Annotated in this window: 25 protein-coding genes; 21 read left to right on the top strand and 4 right to left on the bottom strand. The window is 39.4% G+C overall.

Annotated elements, in window-relative coordinates:
• Nucleotides 1-60: 60 nt before the first annotated feature.
• The 15 genes from folD (at nucleotide 61) to HCB49_RS05420 (ending at nucleotide 15895) form a co-directional block, all read left to right on the top strand.
• Nucleotides 61-915 (top strand): bifunctional methylenetetrahydrofolate dehydrogenase/methenyltetrahydrofolate cyclohydrolase FolD, encoded by an 855-nt coding sequence (gene folD / locus HCB49_RS05350; protein ID WP_185604306.1) that lies wholly within the window; start codon nucleotides 61-63, stop codon nucleotides 913-915.
• Between the two features lie 18 nt (nucleotides 916-933).
• A complete protein-coding gene (gene xseA, locus HCB49_RS05355; RefSeq protein WP_185604514.1) occupies nucleotides 934-2286 on the top strand; it encodes an exodeoxyribonuclease VII large subunit in 1353 nt (450 codons plus the stop codon).
• Nucleotides 2276-2503: an exodeoxyribonuclease VII small subunit gene (locus HCB49_RS05360; protein WP_008947740.1), complete on the top strand. Its 228-nt coding sequence runs from the start codon at nucleotides 2276-2278 to the stop codon at nucleotides 2501-2503. The genes xseA and HCB49_RS05360 overlap by 11 nt, the downstream gene beginning before the upstream one ends.
• Before the next feature lie 2 nt (nucleotides 2504-2505).
• Nucleotides 2506-3387, top strand: a complete 882-nt coding sequence (locus tag HCB49_RS05365) for a polyprenyl synthetase family protein (protein WP_185604307.1) — start codon at nucleotides 2506-2508, stop codon at nucleotides 3385-3387.
• A gap of 198 nt (nucleotides 3388-3585) precedes the next feature.
• The gene (locus tag HCB49_RS05370) at nucleotides 3586-3786 is read left to right on the top strand and encodes a cold-shock protein (RefSeq protein ID WP_003719639.1); all 201 of its coding nucleotides are present in this window, start codon (nucleotides 3586-3588) and stop codon (nucleotides 3784-3786) included.
• Between the two features lie 166 nt (nucleotides 3787-3952).
• Nucleotides 3953-5782: a 1-deoxy-D-xylulose-5-phosphate synthase gene (gene dxs, locus HCB49_RS05375; RefSeq protein WP_185604515.1), complete on the top strand. Its 1830-nt coding sequence runs from the start codon at nucleotides 3953-3955 to the stop codon at nucleotides 5780-5782.
• Nucleotides 5779-6603, top strand: coding sequence for a TlyA family RNA methyltransferase (locus HCB49_RS05380; protein ID WP_185604308.1), 825 nt, complete (start codon nucleotides 5779-5781; stop codon nucleotides 6601-6603). The genes dxs and HCB49_RS05380 overlap by 4 nt, the downstream gene beginning before the upstream one ends.
• 190 nt (nucleotides 6604-6793) lie before the next feature.
• Nucleotides 6794-7243, top strand: coding sequence for a transcriptional regulator AhrC/ArgR (gene ahrC / locus HCB49_RS05385; protein WP_003722493.1), 450 nt, complete (start codon nucleotides 6794-6796; stop codon nucleotides 7241-7243).
• A 22-nt stretch (nucleotides 7244-7265) separates the two neighbouring features.
• The gene (gene recN / locus HCB49_RS05390) at nucleotides 7266-8957 is read left to right on the top strand and encodes a DNA repair protein RecN (RefSeq protein ID WP_185479949.1); all 1692 of its coding nucleotides are present in this window, start codon (nucleotides 7266-7268) and stop codon (nucleotides 8955-8957) included.
• A gap of 127 nt (nucleotides 8958-9084) precedes the next feature.
• Nucleotides 9085-9951: a phosphate acyltransferase gene (locus HCB49_RS05395; RefSeq protein ID WP_185604309.1), complete on the top strand. Its 867-nt coding sequence runs from the start codon at nucleotides 9085-9087 to the stop codon at nucleotides 9949-9951.
• 136 nt (nucleotides 9952-10087) lie between these two features.
• Entirely contained in the window at nucleotides 10088-11155 is a 1068-nt protein-coding gene (gene buk, locus HCB49_RS05400) for a butyrate kinase (protein ID WP_185604310.1), read from the top strand.
• A gap of 14 nt (nucleotides 11156-11169) precedes the next feature.
• Nucleotides 11170-12597: a dihydrolipoyl dehydrogenase gene (gene lpdA / locus HCB49_RS05405; RefSeq protein WP_185604311.1), complete on the top strand. Its 1428-nt coding sequence runs from the start codon at nucleotides 11170-11172 to the stop codon at nucleotides 12595-12597.
• A gap of 24 nt (nucleotides 12598-12621) precedes the next feature.
• A complete protein-coding gene (locus HCB49_RS05410; RefSeq protein WP_003722498.1) occupies nucleotides 12622-13617 on the top strand; it encodes a thiamine pyrophosphate-dependent dehydrogenase E1 component subunit alpha in 996 nt (331 codons plus the stop codon).
• A 16-nt stretch (nucleotides 13618-13633) separates the two neighbouring features.
• The gene (locus HCB49_RS05415; RefSeq protein WP_003729885.1) at nucleotides 13634-14617 is read left to right on the top strand and encodes an alpha-ketoacid dehydrogenase subunit beta; all 984 of its coding nucleotides are present in this window, start codon (nucleotides 13634-13636) and stop codon (nucleotides 14615-14617) included.
• Between the two features lie 30 nt (nucleotides 14618-14647).
• Complete coding sequence (locus HCB49_RS05420; RefSeq protein ID WP_185604312.1) at nucleotides 14648-15895, top strand: dihydrolipoamide acetyltransferase family protein; 1248 nt, start codon at nucleotides 14648-14650, stop codon at nucleotides 15893-15895.
• Between the two features lie 156 nt (nucleotides 15896-16051).
• On the opposite strand, the gene prli42 is transcribed toward HCB49_RS05420, so the two are convergent.
• Nucleotides 16052-16147 carry a stressosome-associated protein Prli42 gene (gene prli42 / locus HCB49_RS05425; protein WP_003722501.1) on the bottom strand — a complete coding sequence of 32 codons (96 nt, stop codon included), beginning with the start codon at nucleotides 16145-16147 and terminating at the stop codon, nucleotides 16052-16054.
• 122 nt (nucleotides 16148-16269) lie between these two features.
• Between prli42 and HCB49_RS05430 the strand changes: the two genes are divergently transcribed.
• The 4 genes from HCB49_RS05430 to HCB49_RS05445 all read left to right on the top strand — a co-directional run bounded on the left by HCB49_RS05430 (nucleotide 16270) and on the right by HCB49_RS05445 (nucleotide 21247).
• On the top strand, nucleotides 16270-17364 hold the full coding sequence (locus tag HCB49_RS05430) for a M20/M25/M40 family metallo-hydrolase (RefSeq protein WP_185604313.1): 1095 nt from the start codon (nucleotides 16270-16272) through the stop codon (nucleotides 17362-17364).
• 144 nt (nucleotides 17365-17508) lie between these two features.
• The gene (gnd, locus tag HCB49_RS05435; RefSeq protein WP_185391316.1) at nucleotides 17509-18927 is read left to right on the top strand and encodes an NADP-dependent phosphogluconate dehydrogenase; all 1419 of its coding nucleotides are present in this window, start codon (nucleotides 17509-17511) and stop codon (nucleotides 18925-18927) included.
• 191 nt (nucleotides 18928-19118) lie between these two features.
• Nucleotides 19119-19799 (top strand): response regulator transcription factor, encoded by a 681-nt coding sequence (locus tag HCB49_RS05440; protein ID WP_003719652.1) that lies wholly within the window; start codon nucleotides 19119-19121, stop codon nucleotides 19797-19799.
• Nucleotides 19796-21247 carry a HAMP domain-containing sensor histidine kinase gene (locus HCB49_RS05445; RefSeq protein ID WP_185572388.1) on the top strand — a complete coding sequence of 484 codons (1452 nt, stop codon included), beginning with the start codon at nucleotides 19796-19798 and terminating at the stop codon, nucleotides 21245-21247. The genes HCB49_RS05440 and HCB49_RS05445 overlap by 4 nt, the downstream gene beginning before the upstream one ends.
• A 36-nt stretch (nucleotides 21248-21283) precedes the next feature.
• Here HCB49_RS05445 and HCB49_RS05450 read toward each other — a convergent pair whose 3' ends face one another.
• The 3 genes from HCB49_RS05450 to HCB49_RS05460 all read right to left on the bottom strand — a co-directional run bounded on the left by HCB49_RS05450 (nucleotide 21284) and on the right by HCB49_RS05460 (nucleotide 22796).
• On the bottom strand, nucleotides 21284-22111 hold the full coding sequence (locus tag HCB49_RS05450; protein ID WP_185506813.1) for a membrane protein insertase YidC: 828 nt from the start codon (nucleotides 22109-22111) through the stop codon (nucleotides 21284-21286).
• 36 nt (nucleotides 22112-22147) lie between these two features.
• Nucleotides 22148-22429: a hypothetical protein gene (locus HCB49_RS05455; protein ID WP_185391319.1), complete on the bottom strand. Its 282-nt coding sequence runs from the start codon at nucleotides 22427-22429 to the stop codon at nucleotides 22148-22150.
• An 85-nt stretch (nucleotides 22430-22514) separates the two neighbouring features.
• A complete protein-coding gene (locus tag HCB49_RS05460) occupies nucleotides 22515-22796 on the bottom strand; it encodes an acylphosphatase (protein ID WP_003722507.1) in 282 nt (93 codons plus the stop codon).
• Nucleotides 22797-22935: 139 nt separating this feature from the next.
• Here HCB49_RS05460 and HCB49_RS05465 point away from each other — a divergent pair, with 139 nt between their 5' ends.
• Both HCB49_RS05465 and fni read left to right on the top strand, forming a co-directional pair.
• The gene (locus HCB49_RS05465; protein ID WP_185604314.1) at nucleotides 22936-23283 is read left to right on the top strand and encodes a DUF1033 family protein; all 348 of its coding nucleotides are present in this window, start codon (nucleotides 22936-22938) and stop codon (nucleotides 23281-23283) included.
• A 28-nt stretch (nucleotides 23284-23311) separates the two neighbouring features.
• Nucleotides 23312-24388 carry a type 2 isopentenyl-diphosphate Delta-isomerase gene (gene fni, locus HCB49_RS05470; RefSeq protein ID WP_185604315.1) on the top strand — a complete coding sequence of 359 codons (1077 nt, stop codon included), beginning with the start codon at nucleotides 23312-23314 and terminating at the stop codon, nucleotides 24386-24388.
• Nucleotides 24389-24417: the final 29 nt, after the last annotated feature.

A 24417-nucleotide genomic window follows, 5' to 3' on the forward strand; every position in this document is an offset into this window, starting at 1 on the left:
CTTATTTCGTGATTTTTTAAGGATAATTACGTGGAAAGTATTTTTAAGGGGGCAATATTCATGGGAGAAATTATTGACGGTAAAAAGTTAGCGAAAGAAATTCAAGAAAAAGTTACGAATGAAGTAGCTGAATTAGCAAAAACAGGTAAAAAGCCAGGTCTTGCAGTCGTGCTCGTAGGCGACAATCAAGCATCGCGTACATATGTAAGAAATAAACAAAAACGCACAGAAGAAGCAGGAATGAAATCCGTTTTAATTGAACTTCCAGAAAATGTAACCGAAGAGAAGTTACTATCTGTCGTAGAAGAATTAAATGAAGATACAACAATCCACGGCATTCTTGTGCAGTTACCATTACCAAAACATATCTCAGAAGAAAAAGTAATTGATACAATTAGCTATGACAAAGATGTTGACGGTTTCCATCCAGTGAATGTAGGAAATTTATTCATTGGCAAAGAGTCGTTTGTTCCTTGTACACCAGCGGGAATTATTGAACTCATAAAATCGACCGGCACTCAAATAGAAGGCAAACGCGCGGTAGTTATTGGTAGAAGTAACATTGTAGGCAAACCAGTAGCACAATTACTGTTAAATGAAAATGCAACAGTAACGATTGCGCACAGCCGTACAAAAGATTTACCACAAGTAGCGAAAGAAGCAGATATCCTTGTTGTAGCAACAGGTTTAGCTAAGTTCGTGAAAAAAGATTATATCAAACCAGGTGCAATTGTTATTGACGTTGGCATGGACCGCGATGAAAACAATAAGTTATGCGGTGATGTTGACTTTGATGATGTGGTAGAAAAAGCAGGATTTATTACGCCAGTACCAGGTGGCGTGGGTCCGATGACAATTACAATGTTACTTGCTAACACATTAAAAGCAGCGAAACGCATTTGGAAAACGAATTGATTAATTGGATGTGAAATGATGGAGCAAGATAAATATTTGACGGTAGCAGCCATAACCAAATATATTGAAAAAAAGTTTGAAGTAGATCCATACATGAAACAAGTTTTTGTGCGCGGAGAAATTTCTAACTTAAAACAACCAGCGAGTGGACATCTATATTTTACGGTAAAAGATGAATTTGCGATGCTTCGTTCTGTCATGTTTCACAAAGCAGTTCAAAAAATTGGTTTTGTCCCAGAAGATGGTATGAACGTACTAATTGCAGGGCGAATTGGTGTATTTAACAAAGCTGGACGTTATCAGTTTTACGCAGAACATATGGAACCAGATGGCGTTGGAGCGCTTTATATTCAATTAGAGCAATTAAAAGCACAATTAGAAAAGGAAGGGCTTTTTGCGGAAACGCATAAAAAAGTGCTTCCTTCTTTCCCGTCCAAAGTCGCTGTAGTTACATCAAAAACCGGTGCAGCTGTTCGCGATATATTGACGACGATTCACCGCAGAATGCCATCTGTAGAAGTGATTGTTTACCCAACGATTGTTCAAGGTGAGAAAGCAGCACAGAAAATCGTTGAAAATATTGGCAAAATTAATCAACGGAATGATATTGACGTCATGATTATCGGCCGTGGTGGGGGTTCGCTGGAGGAATTATGGGCTTTTAATGAAGAACCCGTTGTTCGAGCAGTATATGATTCTGATGTACCGGTTATCTCTGCGGTCGGGCATGAAACGGATTTTGCTTTAAGTGATTTTTCGGCAGATGTACGGGCTGCAACTCCAACTGCTGCAGCTGAACTCGCTGTCCCGGACTATCGTGATTTAGCAGAACGATTAGCAGAACGCCAATACCGATTACGAGCAGTAACAAGGCAATTATTAGAAAGAAAAGAACGTTCACTAGAGCAATTGAAACAACATTTATTACTAAATGGTCCGAAACATCAATTAGAACAACAAATGGAACGGACAGATTATTTTGCAGAACGTTTAAATAATGCCTTTTCTAAACAAGTATTTGTTAAACAAACTGCATTTCAGCGATTAAATGACCGATTACATTACTATCACCCGAAAAAAGAAATTGAACTTCAAAAAGAGCAGATCGCGTTACGACAACAAGCTTTAGATAAGGCGATGAAACAACTTTTGAAAGATAAACAACAATCTTTCTTTAGACAAGTAGACGCGCTAGAACATCTGAGTCCTCTTTCTTTATTGAAGCGAGGATTTGGTGTAACGTATAAAGAGAATACGTTGGTCAAATCAGTGCAGGAGCTTGAAGTCGGCGATAATATCCAAGTGAAAATGCAAGGCGGACACATAGATGCACTCATTACCGCGAAGGAGGAAGATACAAGTGGCAACTAAAAAGAAAACTTTTGAAGAAGCAATTGCAGAATTAGAAACAATCGTAGAAGCGCTCGAAAATGGTAGTGCCTCACTAGAAGATTCCCTCGACATGTATCAAAAAGGAATCGAATTAACGAAATTGTGCCAAGATAAATTACAAGCAGCAGAAAAACGAATGGCAAAAGTAGTCACAGATGCAGGAGAAGAAATTCCTTTTGAAGCGGATGGTGAATAAATTTGCAAGATTTAAGCCTTTTTCTAGAACAGTACAAAAAAGTAATCGATGAGTCGCTTTTTAAAGAAATAAACACACGAAATATTGAGCCTAAATTAAAAGAGTCGATGTTGTATTCTGTTCAAGCAGGTGGAAAACGAATACGGCCAATGCTTGTTTTTGCAACGTTACAAGCTTTGAAAGTAAATCCGCTTTTAGGCGTAAAAACAGCAACTGCTTTAGAAATGATTCATACGTATAGTTTAATTCATGATGATTTACCGGCAATGGATAATGATGATTATCGCCGCGGGAAATGGACAAATCACAAAATTTATGGCGATGCGACAGCTATTTTAGCAGGAGACGCTTTACTTACGCTGGCATTTTCAATTTTAGCGGAGGATGACAATTTATCATTTGAGACGCGTTTAGCTCTGATTAAGGAAATTAGTTTCAGTAGTGGCGCAGAAGGCATGGTCGGCGGACAACAAGCAGATATGGAAGCTGAAAACAAACAAGTCTCACTAGAAGAGTTATCATCTATTCATGCACGGAAAACAGGGGAATTATTAATTTTCGCAGTAACTTCTGCCGCGAAAATTGCCGAAGCTGCCCCGGAGCAAACAAAACGATTACGAATTTTTGCGGAAAATATTGGTATCGGTTTTCAAATTAGCGACGATATTTTAGATGTAATTGGCGATGAAACAAAAATGGGTAAAAAGACAGGGGTGGATGCTTTTCTGAATAAAAGTACCTATCCCGGATTACTCACGCTAGATGGTGCCAAAAGGGCTTTAAACGAGCATGTTTCAATTGCAAAGTCAGCGCTTTCAGGACATGATTTTGATGATGAAATTTTGTTGCAACTTGCTGATTTAATCGCACTTAGAGAAAATTAATCATAATTATCTAGTAATTTCAAAAAATTTTCACATATATAATTCAATTTGATTTGCTTTTCCTAAAATACCGTGTTATACTAATGTAAGATTATTTTTGTGGGTGAAAGATACGATTGTGAACAACTTTCCATCTCGTGCCGTTAAGCAAGAATAGTAAATAATTAGTGTGCATAACACACGAGGAGGAACATGAACATGGAACAAGGTACAGTAAAATGGTTTAACGCAGAAAAAGGATTTGGTTTTATCGAACGCGAAAACGGTGACGATGTATTCGTACATTTCAGCGCTATCCAAGGCGACGGATTCAAATCTTTAGACGAAGGTCAAGCAGTAACTTTCGACGTTGAAGAAGGCCAACGCGGACCTCAAGCAGCTAACGTTCAAAAAGCGTAATTCTATTTTTTGAATAAGAAAAAGCAAATCATTTCGGTGATTTGCTTTTTTATTTGCCTAAAACTACTTTACCTTGTTTGGTTTAACGGCAATTGTTTGCTATAATAAGAACAATTAATCGAGAAAAAAGACCTTGCACGCATTCATGCGAGCGACTCTTTGGAAAGTGAGTTGTTTTTATTTGGATCTTTTAAAGATAAAGGATCCCTCCTTTATTAAGCAGTTGGATATACAAGAATTAGAAGCGCTTGCGGCAGATATACGCACTTTTTTAATTACTTCTACTTCCAAATCAGGTGGGCACATTGGCCCGAATCTTGGTGTGGTAGAACTAACGATCGCGCTGCATTATACTTTTAATAGTCCGATAGATAAATTTATTTGGGATGTTGGTCACCAGTCTTATGTGCACAAAATCCTAACTGGAAGAGCGAATCAGTTTGATACATTGCGCCAGCACGGTGGTTTAGACGGATTTCCGAAGCGAAAAGAATCTGTACATGATGTATTTGAAACAGGCCACAGCTCGACTTCTTTGTCGGCAGCTGCTGGGATGGTTATTGCGAGAGATATAAAAAAAGAAGCCTTTTATGTAGTTCCTGTAATTGGTGATGGTGCGCTGACTGGCGGAATGGCCTTAGAAGCCTTGAATCATATAGGTGATATGGGCAAAGATATGATTGTGATTTTAAATGATAATGATATGTCGATTGCACCGAATGTGGGGGCGCTCCACAATGTGCTTGGCAAATTAAGAACGTCCGATAAACCCCAACGAACAGAAACGTATGTAGGTAGTACTTTTTTTGAAGAATTAGGATTTATGTACCTTGGACCAATTGATGGACATAATTTAGACGCTATCATTACTAACTTGGAACTTGCTAAACGCACGAAAGGGCCTGTACTCATCCATATCGTCACAAAAAAAGGAAAAGGGTACCAACCTGCCGAATTGGACTCTCGTGGCACCTGGCACGGTACAGGGCCGTATAAAGTTGAAACGGGTAGCTTTATTAAACCAGTTAAGCGCGCGCCGTCATGGAGTTCAATTATTAGTAATGAATTAATGCGTTTAGCCGAAATCGATGACCGCATTGTAGCGATAACTCCCGCAATGCCGGTTGGATCTAAACTAGAAAAATTTGCGCAAGCTTTCCCTGAACGATTTTTTGATGTTGGAATTGCTGAACAACATGCGACAACGATGGCGGCCGGTTTAGCAACACAAGGAATGAAACCGTTCCTCGCAATTTATTCGACCTTTTTACAGAGAGCTTATGACCAATTAGTTCATGATGTTAGCCGGCAAAAGTTGAATGTCGTTATTGGGATTGATCGAGCTGGACTAGTTGGTGCGGACGGCGAAACACATCAAGGTATTTTTGATATTTCGTTTTTGAATAGTATTCCGAATATGACGATTGCGATGCCGAAAGATGAAGCCGAAGCGAGGCAGTTAATGGATACAGCGTTTGCTTACAATGATGGTCCATTTGCCATTCGTTATCCGCGTGGAAATGGACCTGGCGCCGCATTTGCTGAATCAACCGAACTTATTCCAGTCGGGCAGTGGGAAACGCTCCTTCAGCCGGTTGATGCCGTTATTTTAACTTTTGGACCAACTATCCAATTAGCACTTAAAGCGGCGAAACAATTAGAGACAGAAGGGCGCCATGTTGGTGTGATTAATGCGCGCTATATCAAACCGCTAGACGAAGCACTTTTACACCAAATTTTAAAGGAAAAGATTCCCATTTTAACCGTTGAGGAATCATTATTAAAAGGCGGATTTGGCGCGAGTGTGTTAGAATTTATTGAAGCGAATAATTATACGGATGTTGCGATACACCGAATTGGATTGCCAGACGAATTTATTAGCCATGGTTCAGTACAGCTAATACTGGAATCGTTTGGTATATCAACAACTGGAATGGTATTAAAAATAAAAGAAATGCTCGCACAAAGCGAGAAGTTAAGGGCGAAGAGACTATGACAATAAAAAAAGAACGCGCAGACATTCTGCTAGTAGAACAAGGTTTATTTGAAACAAGAGAAAAAGCCAAACGCGCTATTATGGCGGGGATTGTTTATCGAAAAGAAGAGCGTGTAGATAAACCGGGAGAAAAAATCCCTGTTGATAGCGAACTTCAAGTAAAAGGAAAGCAAATGCCATATGTCAGTCGTGGCGGCTTAAAGTTAGAAAAAGCATTACAAGTATTTGATTTCGATGTGAAAGACAAACTGATGCTGGATATTGGCGCTTCGACAGGTGGTTTTACAGACTGTGCTTTGCAAAATGGAGCAAGACACTCGTATGCCTTAGATGTCGGCTACAATCAATTGGCGTGGAAACTGCGTAATGATGACCGAGTTACCGTGATGGAAAGAACTAATTTCCGCCATGTGACACCAGCTGACTTTACAGAGGGTTTAGCTGATTTTGCGACGATTGACGTTTCCTTTATTTCGCTTAAACTGATTTTACCAGTGCTTAGAACGGTGCTTGTGACAGGTGGCGATGTGATGACGCTTATCAAACCACAATTTGAAGCCGGACGAGAGCAAGTTGGCAAAAAAGGCATTATTCGCGATCCAGCAGTACATGCGTCTGTCGTGGAAAACATTGTTCAATTTGCGCTCGATAATGGTTATGACTTGATGGGCCTTGATTTCTCACCTATTACAGGTGGCGAAGGAAACATCGAATTTATCGCGCACCTTAAATGGACTGGCGAAGAAACGGGAACAAGCCATATAGAACCAGACGCGATTACAAAACTTATCGAAAAAGCACATACTAAATTAGATAAATAATGTATACCGGAAAGCAGCGATGTTTTCCGGTTTTTGCTTTTACCATGCTATTTTGGCTCATTTTACGATGTATTTTCTATGTATAATGTATTAAAGAAACTTTTCTTGCATAAATTTGCACTAAATCCGTGACTTTATGCGTTTTTTCGGATAAGATGTAAGTAGAAAATTATCGTGAGGTGAAGAAGGAATGAATAAAGGTCATCGTCATATTATTATTCGAGAATTGATTACATCTAATGAGATTGACACGCAAGAAGATTTAGTAGAACTTCTATTAGAACGCGATGTTAAAGTTACCCAAGCAACCGTTTCCCGTGATATTAAAGAACTTCATCTTGTCAAAGTTCCAACACAAACAGGCGGCTACAAATATAGTCTTCCTGCCGATAATAGCTTTAACCCACACCAAAAATTAAAACGCGCTTTGATTGATTGCTTTATTGGCATTGATAATGTGCAATTTATGATTATTTTAAAAGTAATGCCAGGTAACGGAAATTCCGTTGGTGCATTAATAGATAACTTGGACTGGCCAGAAAAAGCTGGAACTATTTGCGGAGATGACACTTGCTTGATTATTTGTCGCTCGGAAGAAAATGCCAAAACATTAACAGATCGTTTTATCGATATGCTTTAAAATTTGTTGGAGGTGAAAGATTTTGCTTCAAGAAATGACAATTAAAAACTTTGCTATCATCGAATCGCTTTCTTTAACTTTTCAAGAAGGGATGACGGTATTAACAGGGGAGACCGGCGCTGGTAAATCAATTATTATTGATGCGCTTGGTCTTCTTGTTGGCGGACGCGGATCAGCTGACTTTATCCGTCACGGCGAGGAACGCTTGGAACTTCAAGGGTTATTCGGATTAGCAGAGGATAATCACGCTTGCCGCAATGCACTTTTAGAAAATGGGATAGATGCTTCGGATGATATGGTCGTTTTGGAACGTAGCTTATTTCGGTCAGGGAAAAATAGTTGCCGAATTAACGGAAAACTCGTAACGACCGTTCTCTTGCGCCAAATTGGCTCGAAATTAATAGATATCCATAGTCAGCATGAACATCAAGAATTGATGAATGACGAGTTTCATTTATCGTTACTAGATCGTTTTGCTTCTGACAAAATCAAGCCGGCACTAACGAAATATCAAACTAATTTTAAAGAATACCAAGCGATTGAAAAAGAATGGAAAAATTGGACGAAAAATGAGCGGGAATTAGCACAGCGACTGGATATGCTTCGTTTTCAACAACAAGAAATCGAAAATGCCAATTTACAAGCTGGTGAAGAAGATCGCTTATTAGAGCAAAAAAATATTTTAGCTAATTTTGAAAAACTAAATGAAAATTTGCAAGGTGCATACGCGGCGATTCAAGGAGAGCCTGGTGGGCTAGAGTTTGTCGGGGAAGCGATGCGCCAAATGGAAACAGCGGCCAGCATTCATACCGACTATAAAGCAGTCAGTGAGGCGATTTCGTCTAGTTACTATATGTTAGAAGATAGCATGAGCCAAATTAGACAATCGCTCGACCAGTTAGAATTTCAACCAGAAGAACTGAATCAAATTGAATCTCGTTTGAATGACTTAAATCAATTGAAACGCAAATATGGTAAAACAATTGAAGATATCATTCAATACGAACAAGAAATCAGCAGCGAAATGGAAAAACTAACGGACAGTGAATCGCATGTCGGCCACTTAGAGACAAAATTAGCAACACTCAAAACGGAACTAACCAAACAGGCGAACACGCTAACAGATATCCGTAAAAAAGCGGCAGTTATCTTAGAAAAACAAATTAAACAAGAATTAAATCAACTCTATATGGAAAAAGCTATTTTTAGTGTGCGTTTTGAAGCAAATAAAATGGAACTGACAGAATCCGGCCAAGATAGCGTCGTTTTCTACATGTCAACTAACCCAGGAGAACCGCTAAAACCGTTAGCAAAAATTGCGTCTGGCGGTGAATTATCGCGAATGATGTTAGCTTTAAAAACTATTTTCTCCAGACACCAAGGTATTACTTCTATCATTTTCGATGAAGTAGATACGGGTGTAAGTGGCCGAGTTGGTCAAGCCATCGCAGAAAAAATTTATGCGGTATCTGTGGGGTCGCAAGTCTTATGTATTAGCCATCTACCACAAGTTGCTGCCATGGCGAACCACCATTACTACATCACGAAAAAAGTACAAAATAAGCGGACAACAACTTCTGTCACCGTACTTCAAGGTGAAGATAAAGTAGAGGAAATCAGTCGAATGATTGCTGGAATAGAAGTCACAGAATTAACAAAACAACATGCAAAAGAAATGATTGAACAAGCGGAAAAAGTAAAACAAACCTATTAAAAAACGAAATTGCTTGCATATCGAATAGTTTTTGCTTAAAATGAATAAGGTAGAAATTATTACCTGGTCATAAAAACAACTACTAATTCGAAATGCGGCTTTTTTGTGCGATAAAGGAGTAATTTTTATGACAAAAAGCAGATTTTTTACAGAAGTAGCAGACACAAGCTCATTTGTTTTTGCGGTAGCAGGCGCGGATGATGAAGTAGTACTTGAAACGATTCGCCTCGCATTAAACCAAAAACTAGGTAAATTTCTTTTATTCGGAAAAAAAGAAGACAAAACATTAACAGCAAACGAAAGTGTTACATGGATTCAAGCAGATACAGCAGAAGCGGCAGCACAAGGCGCAATTTCAGCTGTGAAAAATAAAGAAGCAGACATTTTAGTCAAAGGTTTTATCCCAACGGCTACATTGATGAGCCACGTATTAAAAAAAGAAAACGGACTTAGAACGAACCAATTACTAAGCCAAATTGCTATTTTTGATATTCCGACTTATCATAAACCACTGCTCCTAACAGACTGTGCCATGAACGTTGCACCAACAACTAAAGAAAAAATCGCGATTACAGAAAATGCAGTCGCGGCTGCGCATAAAATCGGCATAGCAAATCCCAAAATTGCTTTGCTAAGTGCCGTGGAAGAAGTGACAGAAAAAATGCCATCCACTGTGGAAGCGCGGGACGTTGTAGCTCATTTTGGCGATAGCATAAACATCGCAGGTCCATTAGCACTAGATGTAGCCATTTCAAAAGAAGCAGCCCTTCATAAAGGCATTACCGATAGTTCGGCTGGTGAAGCAGATATCTTAGTAGCACCGAATATCGAAACAGGAAATGCGCTGTATAAATCACTCGTATACTTTGCAGGCGCTAAGGTCGGCAGTGCAATCGTCGGCGCGAAAGTACCAATTGTTATTTCCTCGAGAAATGATACACCAGAGAATAAATTAGCTTCATTTATCTTAACCGTAAGAATGGTTGAGAAATGATGAAATAATGTGAATAGACGGACTTTAACAAACTGAATGCAAAGGCTTTTATTTGATTACGCCCTACGTGTTACAATAGTCCATGGGAAAATGATGACCTACTGCATTTTTCACAATTAAATTTGGAGGAAAGCAAATGTCTTTTGATGTTTTGACCATAAATCCTGGTTCCACGTCTACAAAACTCGCTGTTTACCAAGGCGATAAAGTACTTTTTGAAGAAACAGTCAGACACACAATGCAAGAACTAGCCGATTTTAATAATGTACAGGAACAATTTGATTTTAGATGGCAAGTTTTACGTCGAGTGATGGATGCATTTGGTTATGATGGAAAGAATTTACAAGCAGTAGTTGGAAGAGGTGGCTTACTTCGACCAGTTGCTGGCGGTACATATATGGTTACAGAAAAAATGATAGCGGATTTAAAAGAGAACAAATACGGAGAGCATGCCTCAAATTTAGGCGCAATGCTTGCGAAAAAACTAGCCGATGAGCTCGAAATCCCAAGTTTTATTGTCGACCCAGTGGTAGTGGATGAAATGCAAGCCATCGCACGAGTTTCTGGAAACGCCTTGGTTGCAAGAAAAAGTATTTTCCACGCGTTAAACCATAAAGCTGCGGGGCGGAAAATAGCCAAACAACTAGGATCCGATTATGAAAAAATGAATTTCGTTATTGCTCATCTTGGTGGAGGGATTTCGGTTGCAGCCCACAGACAAGGCGAAGCGGTTGACGTGAATAACGCCTTAGATGGAGACGGTCCTTTTAGTCCAGAAAGATCAGGTTCACTTCCGATGAATGATTTTTTAGAAGCGTGTTTTAGTGGGAAGTGGACGAAACGCGAACTGCATGATTTGATTGTTGGTCGTGGTGGGATGATTTCTTATCTAGGAACCAACAGCATGCTAGATGTAGAAGCGAAAGTTCAAGCAGGTGACGAAAAAGCAATTGAAGCTTTCGATGCAATGGCGTATCAAGTAAGTAAAGAAATTGGCGCTTGTTCTGTAGTCTTGCAAGGCAACATTGACGCGATTATTTTAACCGGCGGACTTGCTAGAAGTGAGCTTTTTACAAAGAAAATTACCGAGCAAATAAACTGGATAGCCAGTGTGATTATAGAGCCAGGCGAAGACGAATTAGAAGCATTAAATAGTGGCGTACAACGCGTGCTCGCTGGCCTTGAAAAAGAAAAAGTGTATTAAAAGGAGGAGATAATGTGGCAACAGAATATGATGTAGTTATTCTTGGCGGAGGAACTGGCGGTTACGTCGCAGCAATCCAAGCAGCAAAGAACGGACAAAAAGTAGCTGTCGTTGAAAAAGGAAAAGTTGGTGGGACGTGTCTTCATCGCGGCTGTATTCCAACAAAAGCCTTATTACGTTCAGCAGAAGTTCTACAAACAGTAAAAAAAGCAAGTGAATTTGGTATTTCGGTTGAAGGAACTGCCGGAATCAACTTTTTACAAGCACAAGAAAGAAAACAACAAATTGTAGACCAACTAGAAAAAGGTATCCACCAATTATTTAAACAAGGTAAAATAGACTTGTTTGTTGGAACGGGGACGATTTTAGGACCATCGATTTTTTCACCGACAGCTGGGACGGTTTCAGTTGAATTTGAAGATGGCTCTGAAAATGAAATGCTCATTCCTAAAAACTTGATTATCGCGACAGGCTCCAAACCGCGCACATTAAATGGTTTAACAATCGATGAAGAACATGTTTTATCATCTGATGGCGCGCTAAATCTTGAAACTTTACCAAAATCAATTATTATTGTTGGCGGCGGGGTTATCGGGATGGAATGGGCTTCAATGATGCATGATTTCGGCGTAGAAGTGACGGTGCTAGAATATGCGGACCGGATTTTGCCAACCGAAGATAAAGAAGTAGCGAAAGAATTAGCAAGACTGTATAAAAAGAAAAAATTAAACATGCATACATCTGCTGAAGTTCAAGCAGCGAGTTATAAAAAAACAGATGCTGGTGTAGAAATTAGCGCAATCATCAAAGGTGAAGAGCAAACTTTCACAGCGGACAAAATTCTTGTTTCTGTTGGTCGTTCGGCTAACACAGAAAATATCGGTTTACAAAACACGGATATCGCGACCGAAAATGGCTTTATCCAAGTAAATGATTTTTACCAAACAAAAGAAAGCCATATCTATGCGATTGGTGACTGCATTCCAACAATTCAACTTGCGCACGTTGCCATGGAAGAAGGAACAATTGCAGCTAACCATATTGCTGGAAAAGCGACGGAAAAACTTGACTATGACTTAGTTCCCCGTTGTATTTATACTTCTACAGAAATCGCAAGTGTCGGTATCACAGAAGAGCAAGCGAAAGAACGCGGTCATGAAGTTAAAAAAGGCAAATTTTTCTTCCGTGGTATCGGGAAAGCACTCGTTTACGGAGAATCAGATGGCTTCATTAAAATTATTGCAGATAAAAAGACAGACGATATCTTAGGCGTGAGCATGATTGGACCGCACGTTACGGACATGATTAGCGAAGCCGCTTTAGCGCAAGTTTTAAATGCAACGCCGTGGGAAGTGGGCAACACGATTCACCCACACCCAACTTTATCAGAAAGTTTTAGAGAAGCTGCCCTTGCTGTGGATGGCAATGCAATTCACGGTTAATACAGCTTTAAAGGAGGAACAAAAATGACTTTAAAAGAAGCAGGTTTAACAGAAGATAAATTAATTAAAATGTATGAAACAATGTTAATGGCAAGAAGACTAGATGAACGTATGTGGCTACTTAACCGTTCTGGGAAAATTCCTTTCACCATTTCTGGACAAGGGCAAGAAACGGCACAAATTGGCGCTGCGTTTGCCTTTGATTTAGATAAAGATTACGCATTACCATATTACCGCGATTTGGCGGTTGTGTTAGCATTCGGAATGACAGCGAAAGATATTATGTTATCCGCGTTTGCTAAAGCCGAAGACCCGAACTCTGGCGGACGTCAAATGCCAGCTCACTTTGGTCAAAAATCGAACCGCATCGTGACACAAAGCTCACCTGTAACAACCCAGTTCCCGCACGCAGCAGGTATTGGTCTTGCAGCAAAAATGGCCGGTGATGAGATTGCAATTTATGCTTCAACTGGTGAAGGCTCTTCTAACCAAGGCGATTTCCACGAAGGAATCAACTTCGCATCTGTACATAAGTTGCCAGTTGTTTTCGTCATTCACAATAACCAATATGCCATTTCTGTGCCAGCATCGAAACAGTATGCCGCAGAAAAACTATCTGACCGAGCAATTGGTTACGGCATCCCTGGTGAACGCGTTGATGGAACGAATATGGGAGAAGTTTATGCCGCATTTAAACGCGCAGCAGATCGCGCAAGAAACGGCGAAGGACCAACTTTAATCGAAACAGTTTCCTACCGCTTCACGCCACACTCCTCCGATGATGACGACAGCAGTTATCGTTCCAGAGAAGAAGTGAACGAAGCAAAAGGAAAAGATCCACTGACAATTTTCCAAACAGAATTACTTGAAGAAGGTTACTTAACAGAAGAAAAAATCGCTGAAATCGAAAAAAATATTGCAAAAGAAGTTAACGAAGCAACCGATTACGCGGAAAGTGCAGCCTACGCTGAACCAGAATCATCTTTACTTTACGTATATGATGAAGAAGCGAATAGCTGATTAGGAGGGAATTTGAATGCCAGTCATTTCATATATTGATGCAATAACAATGGCGCTTAAAGAAGAAATGGAGCGCGACGACAAAGTATTTATTTTAGGAGAAGACGTAGGGAAAAAAGGCGGCGTATTTAAAGCAACTGCCGGCCTATACGATGAATTTGGAGAAGACAGAGTGCTTGATACACCACTTGCTGAGTCCGCGATTGCCGGAGTTGGAATTGGTGCAGCGATGTACGGCTATCGTCCAGTTGCAGAAATGCAATTTGCAGACTTTATTATGCCTGCTGTTAACCAAATCATTTCAGAAGCATCTCGCATTCGCTACCGTTCGAATAATGATTGGTCTTGCCCGATGGTTATTCGCGCACCTTTTGGAGGCGGGGTACACGGAGCGCTTTACCATTCACAATCAGTTGAAAAAGTGTTTTTCGGGCAACCAGGTTTAAAAATTGTTGTTCCATCTTCTCCATATGATGCAAAAGGACTTTTAAAAGCAGCGATTCGCGATAACGATCCAGTGCTTTTCTTTGAACATAAACGTGCCTATCGCTTACTAAAAGGCGAAGTACCGGAAACAGATTATATCGTTCCAATCGGCGAAGCAAATGTTGTCCGTGAAGGCGATGATATTACTGTTATTACTTATGGCTTAGCAGTTCAATTTGCCCAACAAGCCGCAGAGCGTTTAGCAGCAGAAGGTGTAGAAGCACATATTCTTGATTTACGTACAATTTATCCGTTAGACCAAGAAGCGATTATCGAAGCAACGAAAAAAACAGGTAAAGTACTTCTTGTAACAGAGGATAACAAGCAAGGAAGTATCATTAGTGAAGTTGCAGCAATTATTTCGGAACATTGTCTATTCGATTTAGATGCGCCAATTGCTAGACTGGCAGGGCCAGATACCCCAGCAATGCCTTTTGCTCCAACAATGGAAAAACATTTTATGATTAATCCGGATAAAGTGGCGGATGCAATGAAAGAATTAGCGGAATTTTAGACCCGTTTTAAATTAAAGGAGTGAAGACCCGTGGCAGTTGAAAAAATCACCATGCCCAAATTAGGGGAAAGTGTAACAGAAGGAACGATTAGTTCATGGTTAGTGAAACCAGGCGATACAGTCGAAAAATATGATGCTATCGCAGAAGTATTAACCGACAAAGTAACAGCTGAAATCCCATCTTCTTTTAGCGGGACAATCAAAGAAATTTTAGCCGAAGAAGATGAAACATTAGAAGTAGGCGAAGTTATTTGCACAATCGAAACAGCTGATGCGGGCGATTCAGAGCCAGTTGCCGAAGTAGAGAAAGTGGAAGCCAAAGCCACTGAAAAACAAGAAACGAAACAAGTTAAACTAGCAGAAGCACCAGCTAGCGGAAGATTTTCCCCGGCCGTACTTCGAATTGCTGGCGAAAACAATATTGATTTATCCACTATAGCAGGTACTGGTAAAGGTGGCAGAATTACAAGAAAAGATTTGCTACAAGTTATTGAAAACGGGCCAGTAGCTACTAAACCAGAAGTACAAAGTGCGCCACAAGAAAAAGCCGCTGCACCAACACCTGTACGCTCAGCAGCGGGTGATAAAGAAATCCCAATCAATGGCGTAAGAAAAGCAATTGCGAAACATATGAGCGTCAGCAAACAAGAAATCCCACATGCTTGGATGATGGTGGAAGTTGATGCAACAGGACTAGTTCGCTATCGTAATGCAGTGAAAGATAGCTTCAAAAAAGAGGAAGGTTACTCGTTAACTTATTTCGCCTTTTTCATCAAAGCAGTTGCACAGGCATTGAAAGAATTCCCACAACTTAACAGTACATGGGCAGGCGATAAAATCATCGAGCATGGTAATATCAATATTTCGATTGCCATTGCAGCTGGCGATTTATTGTATGTTCCAGTAATTAAAAATGCAGATGAAAAATCCATTAAAGGTATTGCTCGCGAAATAAGCGAACTTGCTGGAAAAGCGCGTAATGGCAAACTTAGCCAAGCGGACATGGAAGGTGGTACATTCACAGTAAACAGCACCGGTTCATTTGGCTCTGTTCAATCAATGGGAATTATTAACCATCCGCAAGCAGCTATTCTTCAAGTGGAATCGATTGTAAAACGTCCAGTTATTATTGACGATATGATTGCCGTGCGCGATATGGTGAACCTATGTCTGTCCATCGATCACCGTATTTTAGACGGGTTATTAGCTGGGAAATTCTTACAAACAATTAAAGCGAATGTCGAAAAAATTTCCAAAGAAAATACAGCGTTATATTAAAGATGTTTTAATCTAGGTTTAGCGGGTATTGTTTAGTACATCTAGATCCATACCCCTAAACTCCCTAGATGTCTTGGGTAGTACTTTCGGGTGCTGCTCTTTTTTTGAGGAGAAAAATAAAAAAGTCTGAACCAGTTTGGCTCAGACGATGGATATTTATAAAAACATTAATACCCCGGTTAAAACACTTGATAATACAATCGCGATTAACATTAAAATAACAACAACGCGAACTACTTTTTTATTAGTCATTGCGGAAGAAAACTCCTCTCATAAAGCATTTCAGATATATCCATCTTACTGATAATTAAAGCAAATTTCAAGTTATTTCTTGATTTTTTTAGGCAAATAGGAAGAATGTAGGTGAAAATAAGATGATAGCCAATGTGAAAAAATATTTTACCGAATTAATCCAAATTTCGTCCGTTTCTGGAAAAGAAAAAGCCATTTTAACTTACATAAAAAAACATTTAACGACATTGAATGTTACTTATAGCTTAGACGAAAATTATGGCTTGATTGCCCGGATTTCAGCGACTAGGGAGAAATTTCCAACGATATTTTTCTGTAGTCATGTCGATACGCATCCAAGTGCAGCCACGCCTGTTTTTCAAATCGAACAAGATGTGTTTACCGCTACAAAAGGTACTTCTTTAGGTGCAGATGACAAAGCGGCCGTTGCAGCCATGTTAGCGGCGATTGATTATTTTTGTACCGAAAAAACGCCGCACGGGAACATTGAATTTATTTTTACGACAAAAGAAGAGCTCGGTATGATTGGAATGCGTCTTTTTCCGGAAGAAGAAATTACAGCAGCTTACGGCTATTGTTTGGATGCACCCGGGGAAGTAGGGAATTATCAGCTGCAAGCAAGTACGCTCGTTGCGATGGGATTTACAATTGCTAGTTCTGATGATGCGCAAATGTCACCAATTTCCATTGCTAGAATGGCGCTTCATGCAACACGTCCAGGCCGAATTGATCGAGAAAATAAATGGGAAATCCAGTCGTTTTCTGGTGGGATAAACGATGAAAATCGACAAGATGCCCAATTAGAAATTCTTTTTACGTCAGCAGCAAGTTTTCGTAAGGCACTCCTGCATATTCAAACGATTAGAGAGCGTTTTGCCCAAACGTGTGAGAAATACGGTGCAATGCTAACACACGATACGAAGCTAATTTACGAAGGCTACCATATCCGCGCTAAACATCCACTAATGAATATTTTTCAAAAAGCGGCAAAAAAACAAGCTTTAGAAATGCACGAAATCTTGTTAGAGGGCGGAACCGATGCCAATGTGTTAAACGAAAAAGGTATTCCAACCATGCTCTTGTCAGCAGGATATGAAAATGCGCACACAGACAAAGAAACGATTTCCATAAGTCAGTTGGAAAAACTCACACAACTCGTGATTGACCTTGCAGAATCCGCTAAAAACGAGAAAATTTTACTCAGAAAGCTAAATTAATGAAAAAAAGTCAAATAATTCGGATTGATTCATTGTCCAAGAAGCAATTCTTTGATATAGTAAATAATGTTGATACTTTTATGTGTCATGTTGAAGTAAGACAGATTTTTCTGCCTTAATAAACCGGAAAGGAAGAAGTGCAAAATGGCAAAACAAGAAATTGGCGTTATAGGAATGGGCGTTATGGGCCGTAACTTGGCTCTAAACATTGAAAGCCGCGGTCATACAGTATCTATCTTTAACCGTTCTACTGAAAAAACGAAAGCGGTTATGGAAGAAAATGCGGACAAAAAATTAGTACCAACTTATAGTTTAGAGGAATTTGTCGAATCTCTTGAAGTGCCTCGCCGTATCCTTATTATGGTAAAAGCTGGCGATGCTACAGATATGATGATTGAAGCAGTTAAACCTTTCTTAAACGAAGGCGATATTTTAATTGATGGCGGTAATGCTTTCTTCAAAGATACGATTCGTCGTAATAAAGAACTAAGTGAAGAAGGATTTAACTTCATCGGAACTGGTGTATCAGGCGGAGAAGAAGGCGCACTTAAAGGCCCTTCCATCATGCCAGGTGGTCAACGCAAGGCATATGACCTTGTAGCCCCTATTTTACGTGAAATTGCTGCAGTTGCAGACGGAGAGCCATGTGTGACTTATATTGGTCCAGACGGTGCCGGACATTACGTTAAAATGGTGCATAACGGTATCGAATACGGCGATATGCAATTAATCGCAGAAGCTTACACTATTTTGAAAGAAATTGGTGGATTAAGCCACGATGAACTTGCGGACGTATTTGAAGAATGGAATAACGGCGAACTTGATAGCTATTTAATCGAGATCACTAAAAATATCCTAAAAGTAAAAGACGAAGAAACCGGCAAACCAATTGTCGATGTTATCCTTGATAAAGCTGGTCAAAAAGGAACTGGTAAATGGACTAGCCAAAGTGCTCTTGACTTAGGTGTTCCACTTTCCTTAATTACAGAGTCTGTATTCGCTCGTTATATTTCTGCTCTTAAAGAAGAACGTGTGTATGCAAGCACTGTATTAAATGGTCCATCGAACTATCATTTTGAAGGCGACAAAAAAGCATTTGTTGAATCTGTTCGTCGCGCACTTTATTTCAGTAAAATCGCATCTTATGCACAAGGTTTTGCTCAAATGAGAGCTGCTAGCGAAGAGTACAACTGGGATTTACAATACGGCGAAATTGCGAAAATTTTCCGCGCTGGTTGTATTATCCGTGCTCGTTTCTTACAAAAAATTACAGATGCATATAACCAAGATAAAAATCTTAAAAACTTGCTATTAGATCCATATTTCAAAGATATCGCACATAACTACCAAGGCGACCTTCGTACAGTTGTTGCAGAAGCAGTAAAAGCTGGAATTCCAGTGCCAACATTCACTGCAGCAATCAGCTACTACGACAGCTATCGTTCGGAAGTATTATCTGCAAATCTGATCCAAGCACAACGCGACTACTTTGGCGCTCATACGTATGAAAGAGTCGACAAACCAGGCGTATTCCATACAGAATGGCCACAAGTAGAAGATTGATTAAAAAACAAGGCATCCACTTTCACGAGTGGATGCTTTTTTTATGAGATTTGAATTAGTAAATCATGGTAAACCGCTAAAAAATACAGGAAATATCTATTTATGCGCTGTTATTAGTTGTTTTTGAGCTAAAGTTCGTTACAATAGTAATAGGAATATAGTGTAATGACCGAAAGAGAGGGTTAGGCCAAATGAATAGAATATTAATCGTAGAAGATGAAAAAAACTTAGCACGCTTTATTGAACTAGAACTTCAGCATGAAAATTATGAAACAGCGGTTGCTAATGATGGACGCGCTGGACTTGAACTCGCATTGAATGAAGAATGGGATGCAATCTTACTTGATTTAATGTTGCCACATTTAAATGGTGTAGAAGTTTGTCGTCGTGTGCGCCAAGTGAAACAAACACCTATTATTATGATAACTGCACGTGACTCTGTTATTGACCGTGTATCAGGACTTGACCACGGAGCAGATGATTATATCGTCAAACCTTTTGCTATTGAAGAATTACTGGCTCGTCTGCGTTCGTTACTACGCCGGGTGGAAAATGCAGAACAATCGGCGAAACAAACGACGCTTCAATACCGTAACTTAATCGTTGAAAAAGAAAATCGGATTGTTAAACGCGACGAAGAAATTATTGACTTAACTAAACGAGAGTACGAGCTTTTGCTTACGTTAATGGAAAATGTCAATATCGTTCTAACGCGAGAAGTGTTGCTCAACAAAGTTTGGGGCTACGAAACAGAAGTAGAAACGAATGTAGTCGATGTGTACGTTCGTTACTTACGAAATAAAATTGATCATCCTGACGAAGAAAGTTACATCCAAACAGTTCGCGGGACAGGGTATGTGATGCGTACATGACAACTAGCCCATTCTCCTTAAAAAGTCGTTCGTTGAAATTTAAATGGACTTTTGGAGCTAGTGCAGCGATTTTTCTAACATTTTTCTTATTTTCCTATGCGATTTATCAAGGGATTGGGCAAATGTTGCTAAATGAAGAAGAACCGGAAGTAAAAGAACTGCTTCTAGCGACAACAAGTACATTAACAAATCAAGATTTAACCGACAATGAGGAAATCAAATATTTATTTAACAACGATAAAACCGTGAACCGCAAACTGCAAGACCAAGTGATTAATCTCTATGATAAAGATGGCCATTTTATTAATAAGTATTATTTTTCTAGAAATCAAGATATCACAAGTATTGATTTTTCGCAGTATTTTGTTAGCGGCACGGATAAATTTATTATGAACAAACCGACGATTGATGGGCAGAAGATGATGACGGCGCAAATGCCAATTGTGGCAGATGATAATACGACGGTGATTGGTTATGCGCAAGTCGTAAACCCGCTCACTTCTTACAATCGGATGATGGATCGCTTGCTTGTTACGATGATTTTACTCGGGGCAGTGGCACTCTTTATTAGTGGTATGCTTGGCTATTTGCTAGCTCAAAACTTCTTAAACCCGCTCACTCGACTAGCACGATCTATGAACGATATTCGTAAAAATGGTTTCCAAAAACGTATCGAAACACAAACAAATTCCCGAGATGAAATCGGTGAATTGACCGTCGTCTTTAATGATATGATGACGCGCATTGAAACTAGTTTTGAACAGCAAAAACAATTTGTCGAGGATGCTTCCCATGAATTACGGACGCCTGTTCAAATTATGGAAGGTCATTTAAAACTTCTGACACGTTGGGGGAAAGATGATCCAGCCGTATTAGACGAATCATTAAATGCTTCTTTAACAGAACTAGAACGGATGAAAAAATTAGTGCAAGAAATGCTTGATTTATCCAGAGCAGAACAAATTTCGCAAACAAAAGAATTACAAATTACAGATGTAAATGCGACTGTGGAACAAGTTAGACGTAATTTTGAAGTGATGTATGAGAATTTCACTTTTACCTTAAAAGAAGACGACAAGGATTTACGTGCGCTTATTCAGCATAATCATTTAGAACAGATTTTAATTATTATTATGGATAACGCGGTGAAGTATTCAGGCGATGGTACAGAAGTGGATATGCATGTTTACAAAGAACAAAAGCAAATCCATATTGATGTGCGCGATTACGGGGAAGGCATCTCACAAGAAGAAATTGATAAGATCTTTAATCGTTTCTATCGTGTAGATAAAGCTAGAAGCCGTGAAAAAGGCGGTAATGGCCTCGGACTTGCGATTGCTAAACAATTAGTCGAAGGATATTTAGGAACGATTAACGCGGTTAGTGAGCCAGATAAAGGCACGACCATCAAAATTACACTTCCTTATATTGAACCAAAATCTAAATAGAAAAACCGCAACCTTATGACGAGGTTGCGGTTTCTTTTATTTTTCTTTCTTTTGTTCTTCTACGATTTGTTCAAATTCTTTTTCTTCTTGTTCCATTACTTTAATTTCTGGATGTTTATTCATGTAGAGTTTTTTCGTTAGTAATGTTTGACCTGCTAAGAATAGTCCGCCGACAGCCCAGTATAATGCTAGAGCAGAAGGAGCTGTAAAGGAAACGAATAAAATCATAATAGGTGACATTAAGCCGATAATTTTCATTTGTTTCTTTTGTTCTGGTGAGTAACCAATCATTGAAACAAAGTATTGTGCTAAGTAGACAAGGCCGGCGATAATCGCAAGCACCATATCCGGTGAACCTAGGTTAAACCATAAGAATGTGTGACTAGCAATTTCAGATGAACCACGAATCGCATAATAGAACGCCATCAAAATCGGCATTTGAATAAGAAGTGGTAAACAACCCATTTGCATCGGATTGATATTATACTTGGAATAAACAGTCATCATTTCTTTTTGGATAGTTGCTTGTTCTTCTTTTGATGTAGCACGTTTTAAACGGGCTTGAATTTCGTCAATTTCTGGTTTAGCAATCGCCATTTTGGATTGCATACCCATTTGAGCTTTAGCAGTACGTAAGTTTAGCGGCATAATTAGCGCGCGGATAAGGAGCGTTGTAATAATAATCGCTACCCCGTAGTTACCCCCAACAAATTTTGCAACAAACATAATAAAGCTAGTGAATGGTTGAATCAGATAAGTACTGAAAAAACCATCTGTATTTTGTGACGGGTCCATACTACACCCTGTAAGTAATAGTAGAGCACCAAGTAAAACGCTAATTAAAATAATATTTTTCTTTTTCAATGTTTCATTTTCCTCCTAAATAGTAAAATAATCAATTCATACGTTGGAAAATGAAAAACTGTCTTCATCATCAGTAATGGCGCTACATTTCCTAGTTATCGCCAACCAATTAATGATAAAATTAGGCGAGGTTCTATAAAAATGTGCTCGAAGTGCAATCTTTACTGGCTTTAAGCAGATAGCGTCAGCGGGTAGCACCATTTTCGGTTTTAATAATGTAATGGCCGACCAATAACTAAAGATCGTTAACATTAATAAAAACGTCACTGTGAGTGAAATGAATTCTGGTTCAAGTAAGATTTGCAAAATGGAAATCATGCCACGCAGTCGCTCCTTTCAAGGTTTTAGTACTCATTAACTATAATGCAAAAAGAGCTATAGCACAACTACTATTTTTGGAATTTTAATAAACGATATCAAACGTTTTTCGTTCTTCTACAGGCGCCCCTTTGTAAATGTAAACATGCTCGATGCGGCAACCAGGGGAAGGGCCTTTTTTGATTGCATCAATAAATTTATTTAAGTTTTCCTCTTCTGCAATTGCATGAATTTCAACGGAACCATCGTCTAAATTTTTTACTGTTCCACTAATATCATATTTGTAAGCGACGTGTTTTGTGGTGTAACGAAATCCAACGCCTTGCACAAATCCAGTTACTCTCAAAATCGCTGTATCTCTAGCCATGGCGAAACCAACTCCTTTTATTTTTCCTTACTACTAGTGTATCTTTTTTTGCCATTACTTTCAAAAATTTGCATTCCGGTATTTCAAGAAAGCTTGTGCTATAATAAGTGTATTATATTTACTGTTGGGAGTTTTTGATATGACAAAATGGCATGTCTATCTGACTAAAGGAGAATATGAGCCTTGGTGGTTTTTCGAGGAGTGGGAAACATCCATTCAAGCAGAATATTCTTTTTCGGATAAAGAAGCAGCTTTTCTGAAGTACCAAGAATTAGCAGAGGACTTACTGCGGAATTATCCTAACCATCAAACGAAAAAAGATTGTTTGCTTGCTGCTTGGAACGAAGAAGAAGTGGAATATTGTGAGGACTGTGAAGATGATATCCAAACATTTCACGGACTTATTTTATTTTTAGATGGAGATGTATATCAACCAACTCCCGAAGAGAAAGAGACGATTTTTAAACCAGTTTTAACCTTTGCTTGAGGCGAAAAGAAATTTGGAGGATTAACACATGCAGAAGAACGATGACTTATTAAGAGAACGTCGAAAAGACGAACACGTTGCTCTTGGTGTAAAGCAAAATGAGCAATTAGCGCCGTCGAGTTTAGAAGATATTCAGCTGATCGGAACATCTATCCCGCGCTATAATGTGAAAGATATTGATTTAACTACGACTATTTTTGGGACGAATGTGCCGTTCCCGTTTTATATTAACGCAATGACAGGCGGGAGTCGCCATACGAAAAAAATCAATGCCGAACTTGCTGAAATAGCTCGTGAAGTAGCTATTCCGATGGCAGTTGGTTCGCAATCTGCAGCTCTAAAAAACAGTTCACTAATCGATACCTATAAAATTGTGCGCGAAGTGAATCCAGCAGGTGTGATTTTAGCGAATGTCAGTCCAGAAGTGGCAATTCAAGATGGTCTGCGCGCGGTGGAAATGTTAGAAGCAGATGCACTGCAAATTCATATTAACCCTGCGCAAGAATTAGTCATGGAAGAAGGCGACCGAGCTTTCAGTCACTGGCTGACAAGAATAGAAGAGTATGTCAAACTTTCCCCAGTACCAGTAGTCGTGAAAGAAGTTGGCTTTGGGATGACACGGGAAACTGTTAAGACATTAGCCGAAGTAGGCGTTAAAACAGTAGACTTGGCTGGAAAAGGCGGAACAAATTTTGTGCAAATCGAAAATGACCGCCGCCGCGACCATGCCTACGACTTTTTACTTGATTGGGGTATCTCAACTGGCCAAGCATTAATCGATATGCAACACGCCGATGCACCAAAGATTGCTTATTTGGCATCAGGTGGCATTAGAAACCCATTAGATATCGTGAAAGCTTTAGCGCTCGGAGCAGATAGCGTTGGCATGGCCGGACAAATCATCTATTCACTAAAAAAAGATGGCGTCACCAAAACCATCGAAAAATTAGAGTTATGGAAAGAACAGCTACGTGGCTTATTTGTGCTAGCGGATGCGAAAAATATCACGGAACTAAAGACAACCCCTTTAATCGTAAGTGGCGAACTTGCTAAATGGGGAACCTTACGAGAAATTGATTTAATCAAACTTGCTAATAGAAAATAAAAACCAGCTGCTATTTATTTAGCAAAGCT

The sequence above is a fragment of the Listeria cossartiae subsp. cayugensis genome (assembly GCF_014229095.1).
Taxonomy (GTDB): Bacteria; Bacillota; Bacilli; order Lactobacillales; family Listeriaceae; genus Listeria; species Listeria cayugensis.

Bases quoted from the DNA above. Each gene is read 5' to 3' on its own strand.
- folD (WP_185604306.1), top strand. From the start codon at position 61: ATGGGAGAAATTATTGACGGTAAAAAGTTAGCGAAAGAAATTCAAGAA.
- xseA (WP_185604514.1), top strand. From the start codon at position 934: ATGGAGCAAGATAAATATTTGACGGTAGCAGCCATAACCAAATATATT.
- HCB49_RS05370 (WP_003719639.1), top strand. From the start codon at position 3,586: ATGGAACAAGGTACAGTAAAATGGTTTAACGCAGAAAAAGGATTTGGT.
- HCB49_RS05380 (WP_185604308.1), top strand. From the start codon at position 5,779: ATGACAATAAAAAAAGAACGCGCAGACATTCTGCTAGTAGAACAAGGT.
- ahrC (WP_003722493.1), top strand. From the start codon at position 6,794: ATGAATAAAGGTCATCGTCATATTATTATTCGAGAATTGATTACATCT.
- HCB49_RS05395 (WP_185604309.1), top strand. From the start codon at position 9,085: ATGACAAAAAGCAGATTTTTTACAGAAGTAGCAGACACAAGCTCATTT.
- buk (WP_185604310.1), top strand. From the start codon at position 10,088: ATGTCTTTTGATGTTTTGACCATAAATCCTGGTTCCACGTCTACAAAA.
- HCB49_RS05410 (WP_003722498.1), top strand. From the start codon at position 12,622: ATGACTTTAAAAGAAGCAGGTTTAACAGAAGATAAATTAATTAAAATG.
- HCB49_RS05415 (WP_003729885.1), top strand. From the start codon at position 13,634: ATGCCAGTCATTTCATATATTGATGCAATAACAATGGCGCTTAAAGAA.
- prli42 (WP_003722501.1), bottom strand. From the start codon at position 16,147: ATGACTAATAAAAAAGTAGTTCGCGTTGTTGTTATTTTAATGTTAATC.
- HCB49_RS05430 (WP_185604313.1), top strand. From the start codon at position 16,270: ATGATAGCCAATGTGAAAAAATATTTTACCGAATTAATCCAAATTTCG.
- gnd (WP_185391316.1), top strand. From the start codon at position 17,509: ATGGCAAAACAAGAAATTGGCGTTATAGGAATGGGCGTTATGGGCCGT.
- HCB49_RS05440 (WP_003719652.1), top strand. From the start codon at position 19,119: ATGAATAGAATATTAATCGTAGAAGATGAAAAAAACTTAGCACGCTTT.
- HCB49_RS05445 (WP_185572388.1), top strand. From the start codon at position 19,796: ATGACAACTAGCCCATTCTCCTTAAAAAGTCGTTCGTTGAAATTTAAA.
- HCB49_RS05455 (WP_185391319.1), bottom strand. From the start codon at position 22,429: ATGATTTCCATTTTGCAAATCTTACTTGAACCAGAATTCATTTCACTC.
- HCB49_RS05460 (WP_003722507.1), bottom strand. From the start codon at position 22,796: ATGGCTAGAGATACAGCGATTTTGAGAGTAACTGGATTTGTGCAAGGC.
- HCB49_RS05465 (WP_185604314.1), top strand. From the start codon at position 22,936: ATGACAAAATGGCATGTCTATCTGACTAAAGGAGAATATGAGCCTTGG.
- fni (WP_185604315.1), top strand. From the start codon at position 23,312: ATGCAGAAGAACGATGACTTATTAAGAGAACGTCGAAAAGACGAACAC.